This is a genomic window from Nocardioides perillae (assembly GCF_013409425.1).
GTDB classification, from domain to species: Bacteria; Actinomycetota; Actinomycetes; order Propionibacteriales; family Nocardioidaceae; genus Nocardioides; species Nocardioides perillae.
Window position 1 is genome coordinate 2,835,010 of record NZ_JACCAC010000001.1, and the last position, 20,662, is coordinate 2,855,671.

At 75.4% G+C, this 20,662-nt stretch carries 22 protein-coding genes and 1 pseudogene; 11 read left to right on the plus strand and 12 right to left on the minus strand.

The window, feature by feature from the left end; genetic code table 11:
• Window positions 1-5: 5 nt before the first annotated feature.
• Together erpA and BJ989_RS13230 are read right to left on the minus strand one after the other, a co-directional pair.
• Window positions 6-368, minus strand: coding sequence for an iron-sulfur cluster insertion protein ErpA (gene erpA, locus BJ989_RS13225; protein WP_179518590.1), 363 nt, complete (start codon window positions 366-368; stop codon window positions 6-8).
• A gap of 121 nt (window positions 369-489) precedes the next feature.
• The gene (locus BJ989_RS13230) at window positions 490-1,593 is read right to left on the minus strand and encodes a glycerate kinase (protein WP_179518591.1); all 1,104 of its coding nucleotides are present in this window, start codon (window positions 1,591-1,593) and stop codon (window positions 490-492) included.
• A gap of 73 nt (window positions 1,594-1,666) precedes the next feature.
• Here BJ989_RS13230 and BJ989_RS13235 point away from each other — a divergent pair, with 73 nt between their 5' ends.
• Window positions 1,667-2,557, plus strand: a complete 891-nt coding sequence (locus BJ989_RS13235) for a GNAT family N-acetyltransferase (protein ID WP_179518592.1) — start codon at window positions 1,667-1,669, stop codon at window positions 2,555-2,557.
• Window positions 2,558-2,579: 22 nt separating this feature from the next.
• Window positions 2,580-3,755 carry a quinolinate synthase NadA gene (gene nadA, locus BJ989_RS13240; protein ID WP_179518593.1) on the plus strand — a complete coding sequence of 392 codons (1,176 nt, stop codon included), beginning with the start codon at window positions 2,580-2,582 and terminating at the stop codon, window positions 3,753-3,755.
• A gap of 10 nt (window positions 3,756-3,765) precedes the next feature.
• Here nadA and BJ989_RS18825 read toward each other — a convergent pair whose 3' ends face one another.
• The 5 genes from BJ989_RS18825 to BJ989_RS13265 are packed head-to-tail and all read right to left on the minus strand — an operon-like array spanning window position 3,766 to window position 7,641.
• Window positions 3,766-5,079, minus strand: coding sequence for an ATP-binding protein (locus BJ989_RS18825; protein ID WP_179518594.1), 1,314 nt, complete (start codon window positions 5,077-5,079; stop codon window positions 3,766-3,768).
• Entirely contained in the window at window positions 5,076-5,648 is a 573-nt protein-coding gene (gene pspAB, locus BJ989_RS13250) for a PspA-associated protein PspAB (protein WP_179518595.1), read from the minus strand. Before pspAB ends, BJ989_RS18825 begins: the two co-directional genes overlap by 4 nt.
• Window positions 5,649-5,657: 9 nt before the next feature.
• Window positions 5,658-6,569, minus strand: a complete 912-nt coding sequence (gene htpX, locus BJ989_RS13255; RefSeq protein WP_179518596.1) for a zinc metalloprotease HtpX — start codon at window positions 6,567-6,569, stop codon at window positions 5,658-5,660.
• Window positions 6,570-6,577: 8 nt separating this feature from the next.
• Complete coding sequence (gene pspAA / locus BJ989_RS13260) at window positions 6,578-6,856, minus strand: PspA-associated protein PspAA (RefSeq protein WP_179518597.1); 279 nt, start codon at window positions 6,854-6,856, stop codon at window positions 6,578-6,580.
• The gene (locus BJ989_RS13265) at window positions 6,853-7,641 is read right to left on the minus strand and encodes a PspA/IM30 family protein (RefSeq protein WP_179518598.1); all 789 of its coding nucleotides are present in this window, start codon (window positions 7,639-7,641) and stop codon (window positions 6,853-6,855) included. Before BJ989_RS13265 ends, pspAA begins: the two co-directional genes overlap by 4 nt.
• Before the next feature lie 147 nt (window positions 7,642-7,788).
• Here BJ989_RS13265 and BJ989_RS13270 point away from each other — a divergent pair, with 147 nt between their 5' ends.
• From BJ989_RS13270 to BJ989_RS13285, 4 genes are read left to right on the plus strand one after another with little or no spacing between them, the layout of a single operon-like run.
• Window positions 7,789-8,412 (plus strand): DUF3043 domain-containing protein, encoded by a 624-nt coding sequence (locus tag BJ989_RS13270; RefSeq protein WP_343049362.1) that lies wholly within the window; start codon window positions 7,789-7,791, stop codon window positions 8,410-8,412.
• The gene (locus BJ989_RS13275) at window positions 8,412-8,975 is read left to right on the plus strand and encodes a GNAT family N-acetyltransferase (protein WP_179518599.1); all 564 of its coding nucleotides are present in this window, start codon (window positions 8,412-8,414) and stop codon (window positions 8,973-8,975) included. The genes BJ989_RS13270 and BJ989_RS13275 overlap by 1 nt, the downstream gene beginning before the upstream one ends.
• Window positions 8,972-9,664 carry an AzlC family ABC transporter permease gene (locus BJ989_RS13280; RefSeq protein ID WP_179518600.1) on the plus strand — a complete coding sequence of 231 codons (693 nt, stop codon included), beginning with the start codon at window positions 8,972-8,974 and terminating at the stop codon, window positions 9,662-9,664. The genes BJ989_RS13275 and BJ989_RS13280 overlap by 4 nt, the downstream gene beginning before the upstream one ends.
• On the plus strand, window positions 9,661-9,972 hold the full coding sequence (locus BJ989_RS13285) for an AzlD domain-containing protein (RefSeq protein ID WP_179518601.1): 312 nt from the start codon (window positions 9,661-9,663) through the stop codon (window positions 9,970-9,972). The genes BJ989_RS13280 and BJ989_RS13285 overlap by 4 nt, the downstream gene beginning before the upstream one ends.
• Window positions 9,973-9,987: 15 nt before the next feature.
• Here BJ989_RS13285 and dapB read toward each other — a convergent pair whose 3' ends face one another.
• Window positions 9,988-10,728: a 4-hydroxy-tetrahydrodipicolinate reductase gene (gene dapB, locus BJ989_RS13290; protein WP_179519638.1), complete on the minus strand. Its 741-nt coding sequence runs from the start codon at window positions 10,726-10,728 to the stop codon at window positions 9,988-9,990.
• Window positions 10,729-10,888: 160 nt separating this feature from the next.
• Between dapB and BJ989_RS13295 the strand changes: the two genes are divergently transcribed.
• From BJ989_RS13295 to BJ989_RS17210, 3 genes are all read left to right on the plus strand, one after another.
• Entirely contained in the window at window positions 10,889-11,407 is a 519-nt protein-coding gene (locus BJ989_RS13295; protein WP_179518602.1) for a class I SAM-dependent methyltransferase, read from the plus strand.
• Window positions 11,408-11,476: 69 nt separating this feature from the next.
• Window positions 11,477-12,124: a transposase gene (locus BJ989_RS13300; protein WP_179518603.1), complete on the plus strand. Its 648-nt coding sequence runs from the start codon at window positions 11,477-11,479 to the stop codon at window positions 12,122-12,124.
• A complete protein-coding gene (locus BJ989_RS17210) occupies window positions 12,121-12,678 on the plus strand; it encodes a hypothetical protein (protein ID WP_343049363.1) in 558 nt (185 codons plus the stop codon). The genes BJ989_RS13300 and BJ989_RS17210 overlap by 4 nt, the downstream gene beginning before the upstream one ends.
• A gap of 27 nt (window positions 12,679-12,705) precedes the next feature.
• Here BJ989_RS17210 and BJ989_RS13310 read toward each other — a convergent pair whose 3' ends face one another.
• The 4 genes from BJ989_RS13310 to BJ989_RS13325 form a co-directional block, all read right to left on the minus strand.
• Window positions 12,706-14,076 (minus strand): M16 family metallopeptidase, encoded by a 1,371-nt coding sequence (locus BJ989_RS13310; RefSeq protein WP_343049364.1) that lies wholly within the window; start codon window positions 14,074-14,076, stop codon window positions 12,706-12,708.
• 7 nt (window positions 14,077-14,083) lie between these two features.
• Complete coding sequence (locus BJ989_RS13315) at window positions 14,084-16,327, minus strand: polyribonucleotide nucleotidyltransferase (protein WP_179518604.1); 2,244 nt, start codon at window positions 16,325-16,327, stop codon at window positions 14,084-14,086.
• 343 nt (window positions 16,328-16,670) lie between these two features.
• A complete protein-coding gene (rpsO, locus tag BJ989_RS13320) occupies window positions 16,671-16,946 on the minus strand; it encodes a 30S ribosomal protein S15 (RefSeq protein ID WP_179518605.1) in 276 nt (91 codons plus the stop codon).
• A 120-nt stretch (window positions 16,947-17,066) separates the two neighbouring features.
• Window positions 17,067-18,812: a phosphoenolpyruvate--protein phosphotransferase gene (locus tag BJ989_RS13325; RefSeq protein WP_179518606.1), complete on the minus strand. Its 1,746-nt coding sequence runs from the start codon at window positions 18,810-18,812 to the stop codon at window positions 17,067-17,069.
• Window positions 18,813-18,930: 118 nt separating this feature from the next.
• Between BJ989_RS13325 and BJ989_RS13330 the strand changes: the two genes are divergently transcribed.
• Both BJ989_RS13330 and BJ989_RS13335 read left to right on the plus strand, forming a co-directional pair.
• Window positions 18,931-19,671 carry a DeoR/GlpR family DNA-binding transcription regulator gene (locus tag BJ989_RS13330; RefSeq protein WP_246283442.1) on the plus strand — a complete coding sequence of 247 codons (741 nt, stop codon included), beginning with the start codon at window positions 18,931-18,933 and terminating at the stop codon, window positions 19,669-19,671.
• Window positions 19,668-20,606 (plus strand): annotated as a pseudogene (locus BJ989_RS13335) (1-phosphofructokinase family hexose kinase); the annotation flags it as partial. The gene BJ989_RS13330 and the pseudogene BJ989_RS13335, both read left to right, overlap by 4 nt.
• Between the last annotated feature and the right edge of the window lie 56 nt (window positions 20,607-20,662).

Consider the following 20,662-nt stretch of genomic DNA (forward strand, 5'->3'; position numbering starts at 1 on the left):
GGCGCTCAGTGGAACGAGTCGCCGCAGGCGCAGGAGCCGGTGGCGTTGGGGTTGTCGATCGTGAAGCCCTGCTTCTCGATCGAGTCCACGAAGTCGATCATCGCGCCGTTGAGGTAGGGCACGCTCATGCGGTCGACCACGACGGTGACGCCGTCGAAGTCGGTGGTCACGTCGCCGTCGAGCGTGCGCTCGTCGAAGAACAGCTGGTAACGCAGACCCGAGCAGCCACCGGGCTGCACGGAGATGCGGAGCGCGAGGTCGTCGCGGCCTTCCTGCTCGAGGAGGCTCTTGACCTTCGCGGCGGCGACCTGGCTGAGGTTGATCTGGTCGGTCCGGCGCTCGTCGGTGGTCTCGACCTGCTCGGTCATCACATCGGTCCAATCACTGGAGGGTGGAGAAGTCTCGCTGGGTCCAAGTCTCGCACACGCGGGTTTGTTCCCCCGCCGCTCGACGGGGTGGACCCCCGGGGCACCGGCCGCGCCGGCGACCTCAGCGCGACCAGGTGCGGGCCACGCGCTCGGCGAGGTCGGCCAGCGCCGCCGCCGGCTCCGCCAGCGAGCGCTCCTGGCCGACGAGCTCGGAGACCGAGTACGCCGACTCCACGCCGAGCGCGCGCATCTCGCGTGAGCCGACCAGCACCTGCCCGGCGAGCGCCACGCAGGGGCGCAGCGCCTCGGCGGCGACGGCCGCCACGCCGTAGGGCACCTTGCCCGAGCGGCTCGAGAAGTCGAAGGCGCCCTCCCCGGTGACCACGAGGTCGGCCGCGGCCGCCCGGCGCGGCAGGCCGACCGCGTCGGCCACCAGCGCGACCCCGGGCACACGGGAGGCGCCGAGCAGCAGCAGCGCGAAGCCGAGGCCGCCCGCGGCACCGGCCCCCGGCTCGAGCGAGGCGCGCCGGTCGGTCGCGTGCGCGAGCTCCTCGAGCCAGCCGTCGACCACCGGCAGCCGCTCCTCGGCCAGTCCCTTCTGGGGGCCGAAGGTCTTGGCCGCGCCGAAGAGCCCGGTGAGCGGGCTGTCGACGTCGGAGGCGACGACCAGCTCGACGCCGGCGACCCGCGCCCGGGCCGCGGCGAGGTCGACCGTGCGGACCCCGGCGAGGCCGGCGGGGCCCCGGTCGAGGGGCACGTCGGCGCGAGCCCCGAGGGCCGCGAGCAGGCCGGCGCCGCCGTCGGTGGTGCCGCTGCCGCCCAGCCCGACCACGACGCGGCGGGCGCCGGCGTCCACGGCGGCCGCGACGAGCTCCCCGACCCCGACCGTCGTCGCGCGCTCCGCGAGGGCACCGGACCCCCGTCCCCCGGTGAGCTGCACCCCGCACGCCTGGGCGCTCTCGACGTAGGCCGTGCCGTCGACCAGGAGCACCGCTGCCGGCGCTCCCCCGGCGTCGCCGCCGGGGCCGGTGACCGCCGCGGCGAGCAGCTGACCACCCAGCCCGGCGTGCAGCACGTCGACGAAGCCGGGGCCGCCGTCGGCCATCGGGGCCAGGTCGAGCTCGTCGGCCGGCGCCCGCCGTCGCCAGCCCACCGCGATCGCCTCGGCGGCCTCGACCGCGGTCAGGGTGCCGGCGAACTTGTCGGGAGCCACGAGGACGCGCACCCCTGCATCCTGCCCGTCAGGCAGCGCGCCCGGCACCCGAGGGCCGCCGGCGACCTCCCCTAGGGTCGGCGGCGTGCCCGACGTCCGGATCCGCCCGCTCCGCGAGGACGACGTGCCCGCGGTCGAGCGGGTGCAGGAGACCGGCTTCGCCGCCCTCGACGCGCGCACCCTGCCGCGGGGCCGGCCGCTGCCGCCGCGGCGGACCCCGGAGGAGAACGAGCCGTGGGCGGAGCGGGCACGGCACCTGCTGCGCACCGACCCGGAGGGGTGCTGGGTCGCCGAGCACGGCGACGGCACGGTGGTCGGCTACGCCCTGGCGCTGCGGCGCGAGACGCTGTGGGTGCTGGCGTCCTTCGTGGTGCGTCCCGACGCGCAGGGTCGCGGCGTCGGCACCCAGCTGCTCGCGGCCGCGGCGCAGCACGGCCGCGGCTGCCTGCGCGCGATGCTCTCGGCGAGCGCTGATCCCGCCGCGGTGCGGCGCTACCGGCTCGCCGGCTTCGACCTGCACCCGCAGATGGAGCTGCACGGGCACGTCGACCGGGCGCTGCTCCCGGTCGTGCGCCACGTGCGGCCCGGCACCGAGGCCGACCGCGACCTCCTCGACTCCCTCGACCGCCGTACCCGCCACGCCGCGCACGGCGTGGACCACGCGCTGCTCGCGCGCCAGCTGCGGCTGCTCGTGGTCGACCGGCCCTCGGCGCAGGGCTACGCCTACGTCGACGCGTCGGGCTCGCCGCGGCTGCTGGCCGCCACCGACCGGCGTACGGCTCGGGCCCTGGTGTGGGAGGCGCTGGCCGCGTCGGCGCCCGACGTCGCGGTGAGCGTGCCGCACGTGACGGCCGCCAACCAGTGGGCCCTCGACGTGGGCGTCGAGGCGCGGTTGTCGGTGGCCACGGCGGGCTACCTCGCCGTGCGCGGCCTGCGCCCGCCGGCGCCGTACGTCCACCACGGCTCGCTGCTGTGAGCGCGCCGCCTATCCTGGCGCCATGACGACCGTCGACCTCCCGCTCCTCCCGCTGGGCCGCGGCAGCGACCGGCTCTCCGAGCGCGGCGTGGAGTGCCCCGGCGACCTGCCCGCGGTCTCCGACCCCGACCTGGTCGCCCGCGCCCGGGCCGCGAAGGCCGCGCTCGGCGACCGGGTCTTCGTGCTCGGCCACCACTACCAGCGCGACGAGGTCATCCAGTTCGCCGACGTCACCGGCGACTCGTTCAAGCTCGCCCGCGACGCCGCCGCCCGCCCCGACGCCGAGTACGTCGTGTTCTGCGGCGTGCACTTCATGGCCGAGAGCGCCGACATCCTCACCGGGCCGCAGCAGCAGGTCGTGCTGCCCGACCTCGCCGCCGGCTGCTCGATGGCCGACATGGCGCGCCTCGCCCAGGTCGAGGACGCCTGGGACGCGCTCGTCGACGCGGGCGTCGCCGAGCAGGTCGTGCCGGTGACCTACATGAACTCCTCGGCCGACATCAAGGCCTTCTGCGGGCGCAACGGGGGCGCCGTGTGCACCTCCTCCAACGCCGACGTCGCACTCGAGTGGGCCTTCGAGCAGCGCGGCCCCGGCACCAAGGTGCTGTTCCTGCCCGACCAGCACCTCGGGCGCAACACCGCCGTGCTCAAGATGGGGATGTCGCTCGACGACTGCGTGGTGTGGAACCCCCACCTCCCGGGCGGCGGCCTCACCGTCGAGCAGCTGCGGGACGCGAGGATGGTGCTGTGGAAGGGCCACTGCTCGGTGCACGGCCGCTTCACCGCCGACGTCGTCGACCGGGTGCGCGAGGAGGTGCCGGGCGTCACCGTCCTGGTGCACCCCGAGTGCACCCACGACGTGGTCACCCGGGCCGACCTGGTCGGCTCGACCGAGTTCATCATCAAGACCGTCGAGGCCGCGGAGCCCGGCACGGCCTGGGCCATCGGCACCGAGCTGAACCTCGTCAAGCGGCTCGCGGCCGCCCACCCCGACAAGCGCGTCGTCTTCCTCGACAAGACCGTCTGCTACTGCTCGACGATGAACCGCATCGACCTGCCCCACCTGGTGTGGGCGCTGGAGTCGCTCGTGGCCGGCACGGTGGTGAACCGCATCCAGGTCGACGCCGACACCGAGCACTGGGCGAAGGTCGCGCTGCAGCGGATGCTCGACCTGCCGGGGCGCTCGCACCGCGACTGAGCCGCTCTCCTCAGTCGGCGGAGCCGTCCGGCAGCTCGAACCACACGACGGTGCCGCCGCCGTCGCGCGGCTGCAGACCGATCTCGCCACCGTGCGCGTTGACCACCCGCTTGCAGGTGGCCAGGCCGATGCCCGAGCCCTCGACCCGGGTGTCGACCCGGGTCAGGGGCTCGAAGACCCGCTCGGCGTCGGCCTCGGCCACGCCGATGCCGCGGTCGGCCACCTCGACCCGCCAGCGGCCGTCGAGGCGGGTCGCGCTCACGTCGACGACCGGGGTCGCACCCTCGGGGACGAACTTGGCGGCGTTGGCCACGAGGTTCTGCAGCAGCGCGCGCAGCTGGGTGCGGTCGGCGTGCAGGGTCGGCAGCGCGCCGACGCTCACCTCGGCGTGGGCCAGCGGCCCCTCGAGGTCGGCGAGCACCTCGGCCACCACCTCGCCGAGGTCGACCTCGGTGCGGCGCAGGTCGCCGCCGATGCGGGCGTAGTCGAGCAGCTCGTCGACCAGCTCGCGCATCCGGTTGGTGGCGCTGAGCGCGCGGGTGGCCAGCCAGCTGGCCTGGCCGACCGCGTCGTTCTCGGGCCCGGCCTCCTCGAGCTCCTCGCGCAGCAGCGCGAGCGCCATGCCGACCGCCGTGAGCGGGTTGCGCAGGTCGTGGCTGACCTGCCCGGCGAAGGCAGCGAGCTCCTCGTTGGACCGCTCCAGCTCGCGCTGCACACGCCGCATCCGCGCCAGGGTGGCGGTGAGCTGACGGGTGCGGCGGTCGAGCTCGAGCACGTCGACGATCCGGTCGGCGAGCGTCTGCAGCGAGAGCCGCTGGTGGTCGTCGAGCACGCGCGGCTCGGTGTCGAAGACGCACAGCGTGCCGATCGCCACGCCCTCGGGCGTGACGAGCTGGTGCGCGGCGTAGAAGCGCACGTCGCCGAGCTCGCCGGTGACGAAGGGGTTGTGCTCGAAGCGCGGGTCGAGCCGGGCGTCGACCAGCACCACCGGCTCGGTCTCGTGCAGGATCGCCGCGCACATCGAGTCCTCGCGGCTGCAGATGCTCGCGTCGAAGCCGTGCGCGGCGACCTGGTGCTGCTCGGTGGCGGTGATGAGGTTGATGGTGGCCATCGGCACGCGGGTCACCACCGCGGCCAGCTCGGTGAGCGCCCGCAGCTCACGGCGCGGCTGGCGGGTGAGTGCCTCGTAGGCCGAGAGCTCGGCCTCGCGCCGTGCGTCCTCGGTGGCCCCCGCCGACGCGGTGCCCGCCGTGGCCGCAGTCGTCGTGCCCGCAGTCGTCGTGCCCGCAGTCGTGCTCGCCGTCGTGCTCGCCGTCGTGCTCACAGTCCCGGTGCCCCCCACAAGGCCAGCCAGCGCTGGCGGTCGTCCTCCACCGGCAGGTCACCGGCCACGGCCTGGGCCACCTGCACCTCCCGCAGGGTGTCACGGGTCTGCGGCCCGGTGGGCGAGAAAGGGTAGAAGGTGCCCTGCTTGTACAAGTAGACCAGACCGAGCGGGTGGCCGCTGCCGTCGTCGAAGGCGACGACCGAGCAGAGCAGCCCGGTGGCGAACCCCTGCTCCTCGAGCAGCAGGTGGGCGACGTGCAGGTCGGCGCAGAGCTCGCCGGTGGCCGCTTCCGGGCGCGCGAGGGTGAACCACGTGAAGCCGAAGCGGTCGTGGGAGACCTGCACCGCGGGCATCCGCGGGTCGGCGTCGAGCAGGGCCAGGATGTCGGCGCGCGTGCGGTCGAAGGCCGGCCCGCTGGCTGCGCGCAGGCACAGCGAGGCGGTGCCGGTCGCGTGCAGGCCGAGGGTGGACTCCAGCGTCAGCGCGGCGGTCGGCACGGCGAAGAGCGCGTCGAGGCGGGCGGGGCGGGGCGTCGAGCGGCCCAGCAGCGACTGCCACAGTCCCACGGCGCGCCCCTAGCCCTGCGGCCGACCGAGCTCGGTCTGGATGCGCGCGAGCTGCTCCAGGCGCTGCTCGAGCGACGGGTGGGTGGAGGTGAGGCCCTGCAGGCCGACCCCGCGCACCGCCGGGGCGATGAAGAAGGCGTTCATCGGCTGGGCCGCCCGCAGGTCGCGGGTGGGCGTCGCCTCGATGCCGCCGGCGATCTTCTGCAGCGCGGACGCGAGCGCCGCCGGCCGCATCGTGAGGTAGGCGCCGGCGCGGTCGGCCGACAGCTCGCGGTAGCGCGAGAGCAGCCGGGTCAGGAAGAAGCTCACGGCGTAGACCACGAGGCTCACGACGAGGGCGACCACCCAGAACGGCGCCCCGCCGTTGTCGCGCCGGTTGCCGCCGCCGAAGAACGCGCCGTACTGGGCGCCCTGCGTCAGCAGGCCGGCCGTGATGCCGGCCGACGCGGCGAGCGTCATGACCGCGACGTCGCGGTGGGCGACGTGGGCCAGCTCGTGGGCGAGCACCGCCTCGAGCTCCTCGGCGTCGAGGGTGCGCAGGATGCCGGTCGTCACCACGACCACCGCACGGTCGGGCGAGCGGCCGGTGGCGAAGGCGTTGGGCAGCGGGCTGTCGGCCACGCCGACGCGGGGCTTGGGCATGTCGGCGAGGGCGCAGAGCCGGTCGACCATGCCGTGCAGCTCGGGGGCCTCCTGGGGGGTGACCTCGCGGGCGCGCATCGCCCGCATCGCGACCTTGTCGGAGCTCCACCACTGGTAGGCGGCGACCCCGATGCCGGCCAGGGCGATGAGCGGCGCCAACCCGCGGAAGAGCGACATGAGCACCACGACGAAGCCGACGAAGAGCGCCCCGAGCAGGAAGAGCGTGAGCGTCATCCGGGCCGTGAGACCACGGTCGCCGACGAAGCGTGAGCGGGCCACGGCGCCCCTCAGCCCGGGACCAGGCCGTCGTCGCCGAGCATCTCGCGGACCTCGTCGAGCGTCGCGTCGGCGGGCGGCAGGATCAGGTCGGACTCGTCGAGGCTGTCGGCGGGGTGGGCGACGCCCACCTCGCGGACGCCGTCGAGCAGCGCCGCGAGCGCCGCGGTGAAGGCGGCCTCGTCGCCCGCCTCGACCGCGCGCTCCACGGCCCCGTCGAGCTCGTTGAGGCGGTCGAGCGCGGTCTCGGGCACGTCGAGCTGGCCCTCGCCGAGGATGCGGACGATCACGACCGGCCCTCCTCGTCGGCGACGGGCTGCGCCTGGGCCTCGCCCGCCAGGATCGGGCCCGACTCGGGTGCCTCGATCGCCTGGGGCTGAGCGCCGGCCTTGAGCCGGGCCAGCTCGGCCTCGACATCGGAGGTCGAGGAGAGCGCGTCGAGCTCGCGGGCGATGTCGTCGCCACGGTTGGTCGCGGTGGCGTCGTCGAGGGCGCCCGAGGCGATGAGCTCGTCGATCGCGCCAGCACGGGCCTGCATCTGCGCGGTCTTGTCCTCTGCGCGCTGGATCGCCAGGCCGACGTCGCCCATCTCCTCGCCGATGCCGGAGACCGCCTCGTTGATGCGGGTCTGCGCCTCGGCCGCGGTGTAGGTCGCCTTGATCGTCTCCTTGCGGGTGCGGAAGGCCTCGACCTTGGCCTGCAGCCGCTGCTGGGAGCTGACGAGCTTCTCCTCCTCGGCCTGCAGCTGGGCGTGCTGGGCCTGCAGGTCGCCGATCTGCGAGGTGAGCGCGGACTTGCGGGTCAGCGCCTCGCGCGCGAGGTCCTCGCGACCGACCTCGATCGCCTTCTGCGCCTGCGCGGTGAGCTTGGCGGCCTGCTGCTCGAGCTGGGTCACCTGCAGCTCGACCCGCTTGCGGCTGGTGGCGACGTCGGCGACGCCGCGGCGCACCTTCGTCAGCAGCTCGACCTGCCGCTGGTAGCTGTAGTCGAGGGTCTCGCGCGGGTCCTCCGCGCGGTCGATCGCCTTGCTGGCCTTCGACCGGAAGATCAGGCTGATGCGCTTCATGAGGCTCATGGTGCGGCTCCTCGTCTCGTCCCCGCGGGGCGCCGGTGGGCGGAGGTGGGCGAGGACCACCTCCGCGGTGCCCCTCCCGGGCCACCCTAGCCCGCACGCCCCACCGGCCGGGGGCACGCACGGGTCGAGCGCCGGTAGGCTGGCGGCGTGTTCCGACGCAGCAGGTCCGACGAGGCAGCGGCCCCCGCCACCCCCAGCCCGGGCCCGGGCGCCGGCCCCGCCACCGAGGTGGCCGCGCGCCCCGGCGCCAAGGGGCGTCCCACGCCGTCGCGCAAGGAGGCCGAGGCCGCCCGCAAGGCCCGCGCCCGCACCCCCCGCACCCGCAAGGAGCTCGCCGCGGCCCGCCGCGCCGCCCGCATCGAGCAGAGCGAGCGGGTGCGCCGCGGCATGCGCACGGGCAACGAGGCCGACCTGCTCCCCCGCGACCGCGGCCCGGTCAAGCGTTTCCTGCGCGACTTCGTCGACGCGCGCCTGACCTTCCTCGAGCTGATGATGCCGCTGCTGCTCCTCAGCCTGCTGCTGAGCCTCACCGGCAACGCCTACCTCGTCACGACCAGCTCCAACATGATGCCCCTGCTGCTCCTGCTGGCCCTGGCCGACGGCGTCGCGCTGCGCTTCCGGGTGCGTCGGCAGCTGAAGGCCCGCTTCCCCGACGAGTCGTGGAAGGGCACCACCTACTACGCGGTCGTGCGCGCCCTGCAGGTGCGTTTCCTGCGGATGCCCAAGCCGCAGGTCAAGCTCGGCCAGGAGCTGCCGGAGCACTACCGCTGATGGCGCGCCCCGACGGGCCGACCGCCGACGTGTCGGTCCGCGTGGCCTGGGCCGACGACGCGGCCGCGGTCGCGGCCGTGCAGGTGCGGGCGTGGGCCCGCGACCTGGCCGGGCGGGTGGCGGCCGACGACCTGCCCGACGCCGAGAGCGTCGCCGCGGCGTGGCACCGCTCGCTGACCGCCTCGGGCGACGCCCGCAACCGGGTGCTGGTCGCGCTCGAGCGCGCCCGGGTGGTGGGCTTCGCGGTGACCGTGCCCGCGGCCGACCCCGACTGCGACCCCGTCGCCGACGGGGAGCTCGCCGAGCTGGTCGTCGCCCCGGACGAGACCGGGCGCGGCCACGGATCGCGCCTGCTGCAGGCCGCGGCCGACACGCTGGCCGCCGACCGGTTCACCCGCGCCGTGCACTGGGTCGCGGCCGACGACGACGCGCGCCGCGCCTTCCTGCAGGGCGCCGGGTGGGCACCCGACACCGCCCACCGCGAGCTCGACCTCGGCGCGGCCGGCGGGGCCACCCTGCGCCAGGTGCGGTTGCACACCGCCCTGGGCGACCCAGCCGCGTGAGCCCCGGCCGGGTGCGGTCGGCGCTGCGTCGCCCGGTCGTGCGCGACGGGGTGGCGGTCGGCGTCGCCACGGGCCTGTACGGCGTGTCCTTCGGCGCCGTGTCGGTGGCCGCCGGCCTGAGCGTGCTGCAGACGTGCGCGCTGTCGCTGCTGGTCTTCACCGGCGCCTCGCAGTTCGCGCTCGTCGGGGTGGTGGCCTCGGGCGGCACGGTGCTCGCCGCGACCGCCACCGCCGTGCTCCTCGGCGCCCGCAACGCCTTCTACGGCCTGCGCCTCGCGCCGCGCCTCGAGGTGGCGGGCCTGCGGCGCGCCGCGGCCGCCCACCTCGTGATCGACGAGTCCACCGCGGTCGCGACCGCCCAGGTGGACGACGCCGACGGCCGCGCCGGCTTCTGGGTCACCGGCCTGGCCGTCTTCGTGTGCTGGAACCTCGCCACCGCCGTCGGCGCCGTCGGCGGGCAGGCCCTGGGAGACCCGCGCGCCTACGGCCTCGACGCCGCGGTCGGCGCCGCCTTCCTGGCGCTGCTGTGGCCGCGGCTCCACGGCACGGTCCCGCGCCTGGTCGCACTCGGCGCGGCCGCCCTCGCCTGCGGCCTCGTGCCGTGGACGCCCGCGGGCGTGCCGGTGCTCGCCGCGGGTGGGGTGGCCCTCCTCGTCGGGGCCTGGGGCCGGCCGGGGCGGGAGCCGTGAGCGCGACGGCGCTGTGGCTCGCGGTCCTCCTGACGGCGGCCGGGTGCTACGCGCTCAAGGTCGCCGGCCTCTCGGTGCCGCGAGCCGTGCTCGAGCGACCGCGGGTGCGCCGCGTCGCCGACCTGCTCCCGGTCGCCCTGCTGTCGGCGCTGGTGGCCGTGCAGGTGCTCGCCGACGGCGACCGCCTGGTGCTCGACGGCCGGGCGGCCGGGCTGGCGGTGGCGGTCGCCCTCCTCCTCCTGCGGGCGCCCTTCCTCGTCGTCGTGGCGGGCGCTGCCCTGACCGCCGCACTGCTGCGCGCGCTCTGAGGACACCGCGCGACCTCAGAGGTCGAGGAACTCCTCGAGGCCCACGGTCAGGCCCGGGCGGGAGCCGACCGTGCGCACCCCGACCAGCACGCCCGGGGTGAAGCCCACCCGGTCCATCGAGTCGTGGCGGATGGTGAGGGTCTCCCCCAGCCCGCCCAGCACGACCTCCTGGTGCGCGACCGCGCCTCGCAGCCGCACCGCGTGCACGGGGACGCCGTCGACGTCGGCGCCGCGCGCGCCCGGCAGGGACGTGGTGGTGGCGTCGGGGCCGGGGCCGCGACCGGCGGCGCGCCGCGCCTCGGCGACCAGGCGGGCCGTGCGCTGGGCCGTGCCCGACGGCGCGTCGGCCTTGTCGGGGTGGTGCACCTCCACGATCTCGACCGACTCGACGTGGGGCGCGGCGAGCGCCGCGAACCGCATCATCAAGATGGCGCCGATCGAGAAGTTGGGGGCGACGAGGCAGCCCGTGCCGGGCGCCTCGGCCAGCCAGCCGCGCAGGGTCGCGAGCCGGTCGTCGTCGAAGCCGGTCGTGCCGACCACGCTGTGGATCCCGTGGTCCACGCAGAAGCGCAGGTTGTCCATGACCACGTCGGGGTGGGTGAAGTCGACGACCACCTCGGCACCGCCGGCGAGGAGGGAGTCGAGGTCGCCGTCGGCGTCGACCTCGGCCACGAGCACCGTGTCGTCGGCGGCGGACACCGCGCGGCAGACCTCGCGCCCCACCTTGCCGCGGGCACCGAGCACGCCCACGCGGATCGGGTCGGCCGCGTCGCGGGACGCGGGCTCGGAGCTCGCCGGGTCGTCCGGGCCGGGGTCGGGCAGCTGGGTCACCGGCCCAACCTACCGCCGTGCGGCCGGACGTCCGCGCCCGGCGCGGGTGACTGACGGGGCGGGCGCGAGGTGGCAGTCTGTCCGCATGGCGGTGCAGACGGTCCCGGCACGGATCAGGTGGGCGGTCGACCTCATGGACCCTCGCCCCGACGACTCGGTCCTGGAGATCGGGTGCGGACCGGGTGCAGCGGCGGAGGTCATCTGCGGTCGCCTCGAGCGCGGGAAGCTCTTCGCCATCGACCGCTCGGAGTCGGGCGTCGACCGCACCCGCCGGCGCAACCAGCAGCACGTCGACGCGGGCCGCCTCACGGTGCGCCAGATCGACCTCGCGACGCTGCGGGTGCCGGTGAAGCGCCTCGACAAGGTCTTCGCCTTCGGCGTCAACCTCTTCTGGGTGCGCGACTGCGCCGACGAGGTCGCGCTGCTGCACGAGCGGCTGCTGCCCGGCGGTGGCGTCCACCTCTTCTACGACGCGACGCGTCGCGACCAGGTGCCGTCCATCCGCGACGGTGCCACCGCGGCGCTCGACGCCGGAGGCTTCGAGGTGCGCAGCGTGGTGAACGCCGCCCCCGCGGTCCTCGCTGTCGTGGGTCGTAAGGTTTGAGCCTTCAGACTGCTCGGACAAGCCTGTGACCTGTTGTACGGTCATCCCAGTCCCACGCCTGGAGGTCCGGTGCCCGTCGTCGTCCTGACGCTCGACCAGCGCGGCAGCCGACGCGCCGCCGACCGCGTCCCGGACCTGCTGCGCCGGCTCGCCGACCTCCCGACGGTCCGGGCCTTCGCCCGCACCGCCGGTGACGAGGTGCAAGGCGTGCTCGACTCCGCCGAGGCGGTCACCCGGGTCCTCGAGCTGCTGCTCCGCGACCGCGGCTGGCACCTCGGGGTCGGCATCGGGGACGTCGAGCTCCCACTGCCCCTCGACGTCCGCGCCGGCCGGGGCGACGCCTTCCTGCGCGCGCGCGACGCGGTCGTCCGCGCCAAGTCCTCCCCCGCGCACCTGCGCGTCGCCGGCCCCGCTGCCGGTCCGGCCGCTCGCAGAGCCGAGCACCTGGAGGCCGTGCTCTGGCTGTGGGCCGCGGTCCTGGCGCGTCGCAGCGCTCGCGGGTGGGAGGTCGCCGACCTCGTCGACGCCGGCCTGACCTACGACGAGGCCGCCGGTCGACTCGGCATCTCGCCTTCCGCGGTCAGCCAGCGCGCGCAGGCCGCCGGACTGGTCGAGGGCGCTCGCGCCCGTCGGCTGGTGGGTGACCTCGTGACCGACCTGCTCGACGGAGGCGCTGAGGGCGACCCCGACGTGGTGGCCCCGGGGGGCCGGCGGTGATCGCGCAGGAGTGGCTGGCCCTCGCGGCGCTCGCCCTGGCCACCGCGACGGCGTTGCCGGCCTGGTGGCAGGCCCTGCTGCCGGCCCGCACCCGCGCGCTGCTCGCCGCGGGCGCGGGGGGCCTGCTGCTCCTCGCCTGCGCCGTTGCTGCGCTGGTGCCCGGGGCCCCGCTGGAGGGAAGGGTGGTCCCCGACCTCGCGGTCGCCCTCGCAACCGTGCTGGCGGTGGTGGGGGGCGGACCCGTCACCGCCGCGGTCTTCGAGCTGGTCGACGCCCGTGACGACGACGAGCGCACGTCCGTGCGACGGGCCGGCGAGGTGCTGCGCGGCGGTGCCTGGATCGGCGGCCTCGAGCGGGCCGCGGTGACGGGGGCGCTGGTGGGCGGCTGGCCGGAGGGCGTCGCGGTGGTGCTGGCGGTCAAGGGCCTGGGGCGCTACCCCGAGCTGCGCAGCGGCGACAGCCCGGGCGCGGCCGAGCGCTTCATCATCGGCACCTTCGCCAGCGTGCTGTGGGCGGTGGCCTGCGCAGGCGCCGCGACCCTGCTGCGGCCCTAGTCCGCGTGCCGCACCGGCCGGGTCGCGTCAGGCCGGACCGACCACCGCGAGCGCCTGCGGGCGCCTGAAGAGCTCGGCCGCGAGCGCGCGGACCTCCTCGACGCCGACGGCGTCGATGCGCTCCACGACCTCCTCGACCCCGAGCAGCTCGTCGTGGACCAGCTCCGCCTTGCCGAGCCGCGACATCCGGGCGCCGGAGTCCTCGAGACCCAGCACGAGCCCGCCGCGGAGCTGGCCCTGCCCGCGCGAGACCTCCTCGGCGGAGAGGCCCTCCTCGGCCAGCCGCCGCAGCTCGCCGCGCACGGTGGCCAGCAGCTCGTCGTACTTGCCGGGCAGGCAGCCGGCCGAGACGCCCACCAGGCCGGCGTCGTCGTGGTGCGAGGCGAAGGAGTAGACGGAGTACGCCAGGCCGCGCCGCTCGCGCACCTCCTGGAAGAGCCGCGACGACGTGCCGCCGCCCAGCGCGGTGTTGAGCACCCCGAGCGCGTAGCGGCGCGGGTCGCTGCGGGTCAGGCCACCGACGGCGAGCACGAGGTTGACCTGCTCGAGCGGGCGCACCTCGCGCCGCTCTCCCGGGCGCACCGGACGGGCCCGCGTGGTGCGCTGGGGCAGCACGGGCTCCTCGTCGCCCTGCAGCCAGCCGCCGCGACCGAAGGAGCTCGTCACCTGGGCCACGACGGCGTCGTGGTCGACGTCGCCGGCCGCGGCGACCACCGTGCGCGACGGGCGGTAGTGGCGGCGGTAGAACCGCGCGACCTGGTCGCGGGTGAGCGCCTCGATCGAGGCCTCGGTGCCCGCGATGGAGCGGCCCAGGGGTGAGTCGCCCCAGGCCTGGAGCGCGAGCAGCTCGTGCACCACGTCGTCGGGGTCGTCGTCGTGCATGGCGATCTCGTCGAGGATGACCTCGCGCTCTGCCTCGACGTCGGCGGGATCGAGACGGGAGCTGGTGACCATGTCGCCGAGGACGTCGACGGCGAGCAGGAGGTCACGACCGAGCACGCGCGCGTGGAAGCAGGTGTGCTCCTTCGCGGTGTAGGCGTTCACCTCGCCGCCGACCGCGTCGAGCTCGACGGAGAGGTCCATCGCCGAGCGGTCGCGGGTGCCCTTGAAGAGCAGGTGCTCGAGGAAGTGGGAGCACCCGTGGAGGCGCGGCACCTCGTCGCGGCTGCCGACGCCGACCCACACGCCGACGCTGGCCGAGCGCACGCCGGCCATCCGCTCGGTGATGACGCGCAGGCCGCCGGGCAGCACGGTGCGGCGCACCACGGAGGTCAGCTGGCCGTGCTCGTCGTGCACCGTCTCGACGGTGCGCGCGGTGCCGAGGGGCTGCGGAAGCGACAACCGGCCGGCAGCGAGCTGCCGGCCGGTCGTCGTCCCCGGGTGTCGGGGGGTGCTCACAGGAGCGTCACGCCTCCGCAGGGGCCTCGGTGGCCTCGGGGGTCTCGCCGCCCTCGGCCGCCTCCGCCTCGTCGACGACGGGCACCAGCGACAGCTTGCCGCGGTCGTCGATCTCGGCGATCGAGACCTGGACCTTCTGGCCGACCGAGAGGACGTCCTCGACCGCCTCGACGCGCTTGCCGCCGGCGAGCGGACGCAGCTTGCTGATGTGCAGCAGGCCGTCCTTGCCCGGCATGAGCGAGACGAACGCACCGAAGTTGGTCGTCTTGACGACCGTGCCGAGGTAGCGCTCGCCGACCTCGGGCATCGTCGGGTTGCCGATCGCGTTGATGGCGGCCTTCGCGGCCTCCGCGGCGGCACCGCTCGTCGCGCCGATGTAGACGGTGCCGTCGTCCTCGATCGAGATCGAGGCCCCGGTGTCGTCCTGGATCTGGTTGATCATCTTGCCCTTGGGGCCGATGACCTCGCCGATCTTGTCGACCGGCACGCGCACCGTGATGATGCGCGGCGCGGTCTCGGCCATCTCCTCGGGCGCGTCGATGGCCTCGGCCATGACGTCGAGGATGGCGTGGCGGGCGTCGCGGGCCTGGGTCAGCGCGGCCGCGAGCACCTCGGCGGGGATGCCGTCGAGCTTGGTGTCGAGCTGCAGCGCCGTGACGAACTCGCGGGTGCCGGCGACCTTGAAGTCCATGTCGCCGAAGGCGTCCTCGGCACCGAGGATGTCGGTGAGCGCGACGTACTGGGTCTCGCCGTCGACCTCGCCGGAGATGAGGCCCATCGCGATGCCGGCCACCGGCGCCTTGAGCGGGACGCCGGCCTGCAGCAGCGACAGCGTCGAGGCGCAGACCGAGCCCATCGAGGTGGAGCCGTTCGAGCCCATGGCCTCCGAGAGCTGGCGGATGGCGTAGGGGAACTCCTCGCGGCTCGGCAGCACCGGCAGCAGCGCGCGGCGCGCGAGCGCGCCGTGGCCGACCTCGCGGCGCTTCGGCGAGCCGACGCGGCCGGTCTCGCCGGTGGAGAACGGCGGGAAGACGTACTTGTGCATGTAGCGGCGCGACTTCTCCGGGGAGAGGGTGTCGAGCTGCTGCTCCATCTTGAGCATGTCGAGGGTGGTGACGCCCAGGATCTGGGTCTCGCCGCGCTCGAACAGCGCCGAGCCGTGGACCCGCGGGATCACGCCGACCTCGGCGTGCAGCGGCCGGATGTCGGCGAGGCCGCGACCGTCGATGCGCACCTTGTCGCGCAGGATGCTCTCGCGCACGAGCTGCTTGTTGACCGAGCGGAAGGCCGCGCCGATCTCCTTCTCGCGGCCCTCGAAGCGACCGCCGAGACTGGCGAGCACGCCGTCCTTGAGCTCGTCGGTGCGGTCCTGGCGCTCCTGCTTGTCGGCGATGCGCATCGCCGCGGCCAGGTCGTCGCGCACGGCCTCCTCGACCGCGGCGAAGACGTCGTCCTCGTAGTCGAGGAAGACCGGGAAGTCGGCGACCGGCTTGGCGGCCTCCTTCGCGAGCTCGGCCTGCGCCTCGCACAGCTGCTTGATGAAGGGCTTGGCGGCGTCGAGACCGCCGGCCACGACCTCCTCGGTCGGCGCGGTGGCGCCGGAGTGCACGAGGTCGACGGTCTGCTCGGTGGCCTCGGCCTCGACCATCATGATCGCGACGTCGCCGGAGTCGGTGACGCGGCCCGCGACGACCATGTCGAAGACGGCCTCCTCCAGCTGGCTGTGGGTCGGGAACGCCACCCACTGGCCCTGGATGAGCGCGACCCGCACGCCGCCGACGGGGCCGGAGAACGGCAGGCCCGAGAGCTGGGTCGAGATGGAGGCGGCATTGATCGCGAGGACGTCGTAGGGCACGTCGGGGTCGAGCGCCAGCACGGTGATGACGACCTGGACCTCGTTGCGCAGACCCTTCTTGAAGGTCGGGCGCAGCGGGCGGTCGATGAGGCGGCAGGTGAGGATCGCGTCCTCGCCCGGGCGGCCCTCGGAGCGGAAGAAGGAGCCGGGGATCTTGCCCGCGGCGTACATCCGCTCCTCGACGTCGATCGTCAGGGGGAAGAAGTCGAAGTGGTCCTTGGGGTGCTTGCCGGCCGTGGTGGCCGACAGCAGCATGGTCTCGTCGTCGAGGTAGGCGGTGACGCTGCCGGCCGCCTGGCGGGCCAGCAGGCCGGTCTCGAACTTGACGGTCCGCTTGCCGAACGCGCCGTTGTCGATCACGGTCTCGACGGCGGAGATGACGGGTCCCTCGGTCAAGGGTGTCCCTTTCTGCTCGCGGAGCGAGCCGCGTCGCCCGCCGGTGAGGCGGGGCGCGTGGTGGCACCCGCCGAGGTGCCCTCCGGTCTGGGAGGGGGCCGGTCTTCGATCGAGGCCCGCGGCCGCACGCCGGCCCCGTGGGGCGGGCGGCTCCGAGAGCCACTACCGAGGACCGGGCCGGACGGTGCGGGTCGCTCCTGGTGTGGTCTTCAGTTGGGGGTGCGCCGGCGAGGCCGGCGCACGGCTCCGAGACTAACGCGCGTGGGGTGCGCACGCGAAGTGCGCGCGCCGCGGGGCCCGGAAGCACGAGAGCGGCCACCCGAGGGTGGCCGCTCTCGCGGTGTCAACGGCGCAGGCCGAGGCGCTCGACGATCGAGCGGTAGCGCTCGATGTCGGTCTTCTGCAGGTAGTTCAGCAGGCGGCGACGACGACCGACCAGGAGCAGCAGGCCGCGCCGGCTGTGGTGGTCGTGCTTGTGCTGCTTCAGGTGCTCGGTCAGGTGCGAGATGCGGTGGCTCAGGAGGGCCACCTGGACCTCGGGAGAACCCGTGTCGCCCTCGCTCGCGCCGTACTCGGCGACGATCTTCTTCTTGGTCTCCGCGTCGGTGCCGATCGACATGCGGGCCTCCTCTTCTGGTTGTCCGTTGCGCGGCGCGCCGGCCCGGTGGTGCCCGGCGCTCTCTGGTTCCGCGGCCGTCGTGACGGCAGTGCTGCCCCTGCGGGCAACCGGGCGAGGCTATCAGCGGCGGTCGGCGGCACCCAACTCCGCGAGGACGGCCCGGGCGGCGGCACGTGCCCCGGCGGGGTCCGAGGCCGCGAGCGCGGCCTCGGCCGCCTCCTCGCACGCGTCGAGGTGGGTGCCACCGAGGGCCGCCCCGACGGGCCGCACGGCCGCGGCCGCCATCGACAGCGAGGTCGCGCCCATGCCCACGAGGACCTGCGCCAGCAGCGGGTCGGCCGCCGCCTCGCCGCAGACCCCGACCGGCTTGCCGGCTCGACGTCCGGCCTCGGCGGTGATCGCGATGAGCTGCAGGACCGCGGGCTGCCACGGGTCGGTGAGGTGGGCGAGGTCGGAGGCCATCCGGTCGGCGGCCATCGCGTACTGCGTCAGGTCGTTGGTGCCGATCGAGAGGAAGTCGACCTGCTCGAGCACCCGGTGGGCGAGCAGGGCGGCGCTCGGCACCTCGACCATCACCCCGGCCCGCAACCCGCGGGCACGCACCCGGCCGGCGAAGTCCGCCGCCTCGGCGACCGTGGCCACCATCGGTGCCATGACCCAGGTGTCCGTGCCGGTGCGCTCGGCGGCCAGGGCGACCGCGTCGAGCTGGCGGTCGAGCAGGCCCGGGTTGCCCGCGGCCAGCCTCAGCCCGCGCACGCCGAGAGCGGGGTTCTCCTCCCCGTCGAGCGTGGCGAAGGCGACCGGCTTGTCCGACCCCGCGTCGAGCGTGCGCACCACGACGGTGCGCCCGACGAAAGGCGCCAGCACCGCCGCGTAGACCTCCGCCTGCTCCGCCACGGAGGGCTCCTCGGCTCGGTCGAGGAAGCACAGCTCCGTGCGGAACAGGCCGACACCCTCCACCGGGGCCTCCGCCGCGGCCGCGGCGGAGGCCGCGTCGGCCACGTTGGCCAGCACCTTCACGGGCTTCCCGTCGCGGGTGCGGCCGGGCCCGCACCACGCCGCCGAAGCGGCCCGGGCCTGCGCGTCGGCCGCCACGAGCCGCTCCGCCTCGTGGGGGTCCGGCCGGCGCCGCACCTCCCCCGTCGTGCCGTCGACGAGCAGTGCCTCGCCGGGGACGGGGCCGTCGGGGCCCCGCAGCCCACCCACGCCGACCACGCAGGGGATGCCGAGCTGCCGGGCGATGATGGCGGTGTGGCTGGTCGGCCCGCCGCGCTCGGTCACCAGCGCGCGCACGAGGGCGGGGTCGAGCCCGGCGGTGTCGGCCGGCGCGAGGTCCTCGGCGACCAGGACCACCGGCGCGTCCGGCACGGGCACCCCCGGCTCGGCGGCGCCGACGAGCCGGGCCACGAGGCGCCGCTCGATGTCGCGCAGGTCGGTGACGCGCTCGGCCATCAAGCCCCCCATCCCGGCGAAGACCCCGGCGAACTGCTCCACCGCGGCGGCCACCGCGTCGAGCAGGCCGGTGCCCGAGGCCAGCTCCTTGCGCACCGCTTTGCGCAGGCCGCGGTCGCGCGCGAGCCCGGCGCTGGCGGTGAGCACCTCCGCCGCGGCGCCCGAGGCACGGGCGGCCTTGGCGGCGAAGCCGTCGGCCACGGCCTCGACGGCGGCGTCGTAGGCCTGGAGCGCCGCGTCGGTGTCGAGCGCGCCGTCGTCGAACGCAGCCACGCGCGCGGGGTCGACCTCGGTGCGCACCACCAGTGCCGGCGCGTGGGCCACGCCGGGGACGACGGGCGTGCCGTGCAGGGCCTCCCCCTCGCCGGGGGACGGCGGGTCGGAGGCTGCGGAGGGGGTGTCCGAGGTGACCATGGCCACACGGTAGACCCTCTGCCCCCTTGACAGTCAACACAAATGGGCATAGAACAACACGAACGAAGACGTGCCCAGGAGGTGACCCGCACTGTACGCCGAGGAGCGCCAGCAGGCGATGGCCCAGCGCATCGCCGACCGCGGCCGCTGCGCCGTCGCCGAGCTCGCCGAGACCTACCGGGTCACCACCGAGACCGTGCGTCGCGACCTGTCGACCCTGGAGCACCTGGGACTGGTGCGTCGCGTGCACGGCGGTGCGGTGCCCGCCGGCACCCTGCGGGTCATCGAGTCCGGCGTCGCCGACCGCGACCGCACCAACGCAGCCGAGAAGGAGGCGATCGCCCGCGCGGCGCTGCGCTACCTCCCGGGGCCTGGCTCGACCGTGCTGCTCGACGCCGGCACGACCACCTCCCGCCTCGCCCAGCTGCTACCCCAGCAGCACGGGCTCAGCGTGGTCACCCACGCCGTGGACGTGGCCGCGCAGCTGACCGGTCGCGGTGGCGTCGACCTCCACCTGCTGCCCGGGCGCGTGCGCGAGACCACCCACGCCGCGGTGGGCGCCGCCACCGTCGCGGCCCTCGGCACGCTGCGGGCCGACCTCGCCGTGGTCGGCACCAACGGCATCTCCGCGGGGCACGGCCTCTCCACACCCGACACCGACGAGGCCGCGGTCAAGCGCGCGATGGTCCGCAGCGCCCGGCAGGTCGTCGTGCTCGCCGACTCGAGCAAGGTGGGTCGCGAGACCGCGGTCCGCTTCGCCACCCTCGACGAGGTGGACGTCCTCGTCACGGACGCGGGCGTGGAGGCCGCCGCCCGCTCCGCACTCGACGAGGCCGGCCTGGAGGTCGTGACCGCATGATCCTGACCGTGACGCCCAACCCGAGCGTCGACCGCACCGTGGCACTGACCGGGCCGCTGGAGCGCGGCAGCGTGCTGCGCGCCGCCTCGGTCACCGCCCAGGCCGGCGGCAAGGGCGTCAACATCAGCCGCGCCGCCGTCGCCGCGGGCGTGCCGTCGGTCGCGGTCCTGCCGGCGGAGGAGGACGACCCCTTCGTCCTCGAGCTGCTCACCGGAGGCGTCGACTGCCGCCCGGTCCCCCCGGCCGGGCCCGTGCGGGTGAACCTCACGCTCACCGAGCCCGACGGCACCACCACCAAGGTCAACGCCCCCGGCGCCGAGGCCACGCCCGCGCTGCTGGACCGGCTCACGGAGACCGTGCGCCGGCGCGCCAGCGGAGCCGACTGGGTCGTGCTCGCCGGCTCGTTGCCGCCCGGCACGCCCGAGACCTGGTACGCCGACCTCGCGGCCCGCCTGCGGGGCGGGGTCGCCGCCGTCGCGGTCGACACCAGCGACGCACCCCTCGCTGCCCTGGCTGCCGGGTTGCCGCACTCCGCGCCCGACCTCCTCAAGCCCAACGGCCACGAGCTCGCCTCGCTCACCGGCGACGACCCCGAGCTGCTCGAGTCCGACCCCGAGGCGGCCGCGGACGCGGCTGCCGGCCTCGTCGCGCGCGGCGTGCGCGCCGTGCTCGTCACCCTCGGCGGCCACGGGGCGGTGCTGGTGACCCGTGACGGTGCCTGGCACGCGACCCCGCCGCCCACGACCGTCGTCAGCACCGTCGGCGCCGGCGACTGCAGCCTCTTCGGCTACCTGCTCGGCGACGTGCGCGGGCAAGCACCCGCGCGGTGCCTCGCGCTCGCCGTCGCCTACGGCAGTGCCGCGGCCGCGCTGCCCGGCACCACCGTCCCCCGCCCCGACCAGGTGCACCCCGAGCGGGTCGCGGTGCGGCGGCTCGCGACCGTCGTGCGCCCGCCCGCCGACGACCGGGCCTCGGCCCTGGCCCCCGACCC

What these genes read in the sequence shown, in the direction of transcription:
- erpA (WP_179518590.1), bottom strand. Translation starts at nt 368, where the DNA reads ATGACCGAGCAGGTCGAGACCACCGACGAGCGCCGGACCGACCAGATC.
- nadA (WP_179518593.1), top strand. Translation starts at nt 2,580, where the DNA reads ATGACGACCGTCGACCTCCCGCTCCTCCCGCTGGGCCGCGGCAGCGAC.
- BJ989_RS13265 (WP_179518598.1), bottom strand. Translation starts at nt 7,641, where the DNA reads ATGAGCCTCATGAAGCGCATCAGCCTGATCTTCCGGTCGAAGGCCAGC.
- BJ989_RS13275 (WP_179518599.1), top strand. Translation starts at nt 8,412, where the DNA reads ATGGCGCGCCCCGACGGGCCGACCGCCGACGTGTCGGTCCGCGTGGCC.
- BJ989_RS13295 (WP_179518602.1), top strand. Translation starts at nt 10,889, where the DNA reads ATGGCGGTGCAGACGGTCCCGGCACGGATCAGGTGGGCGGTCGACCTC.
- rpsO (WP_179518605.1), bottom strand. Translation starts at nt 16,946, where the DNA reads ATGTCGATCGGCACCGACGCGGAGACCAAGAAGAAGATCGTCGCCGAG.
- BJ989_RS13325 (WP_179518606.1), bottom strand. Translation starts at nt 18,812, where the DNA reads ATGGTCACCTCGGACACCCCCTCCGCAGCCTCCGACCCGCCGTCCCCC.
- BJ989_RS13330 (WP_246283442.1), top strand. Translation starts at nt 18,931, where the DNA reads ATGGCCCAGCGCATCGCCGACCGCGGCCGCTGCGCCGTCGCCGAGCTC.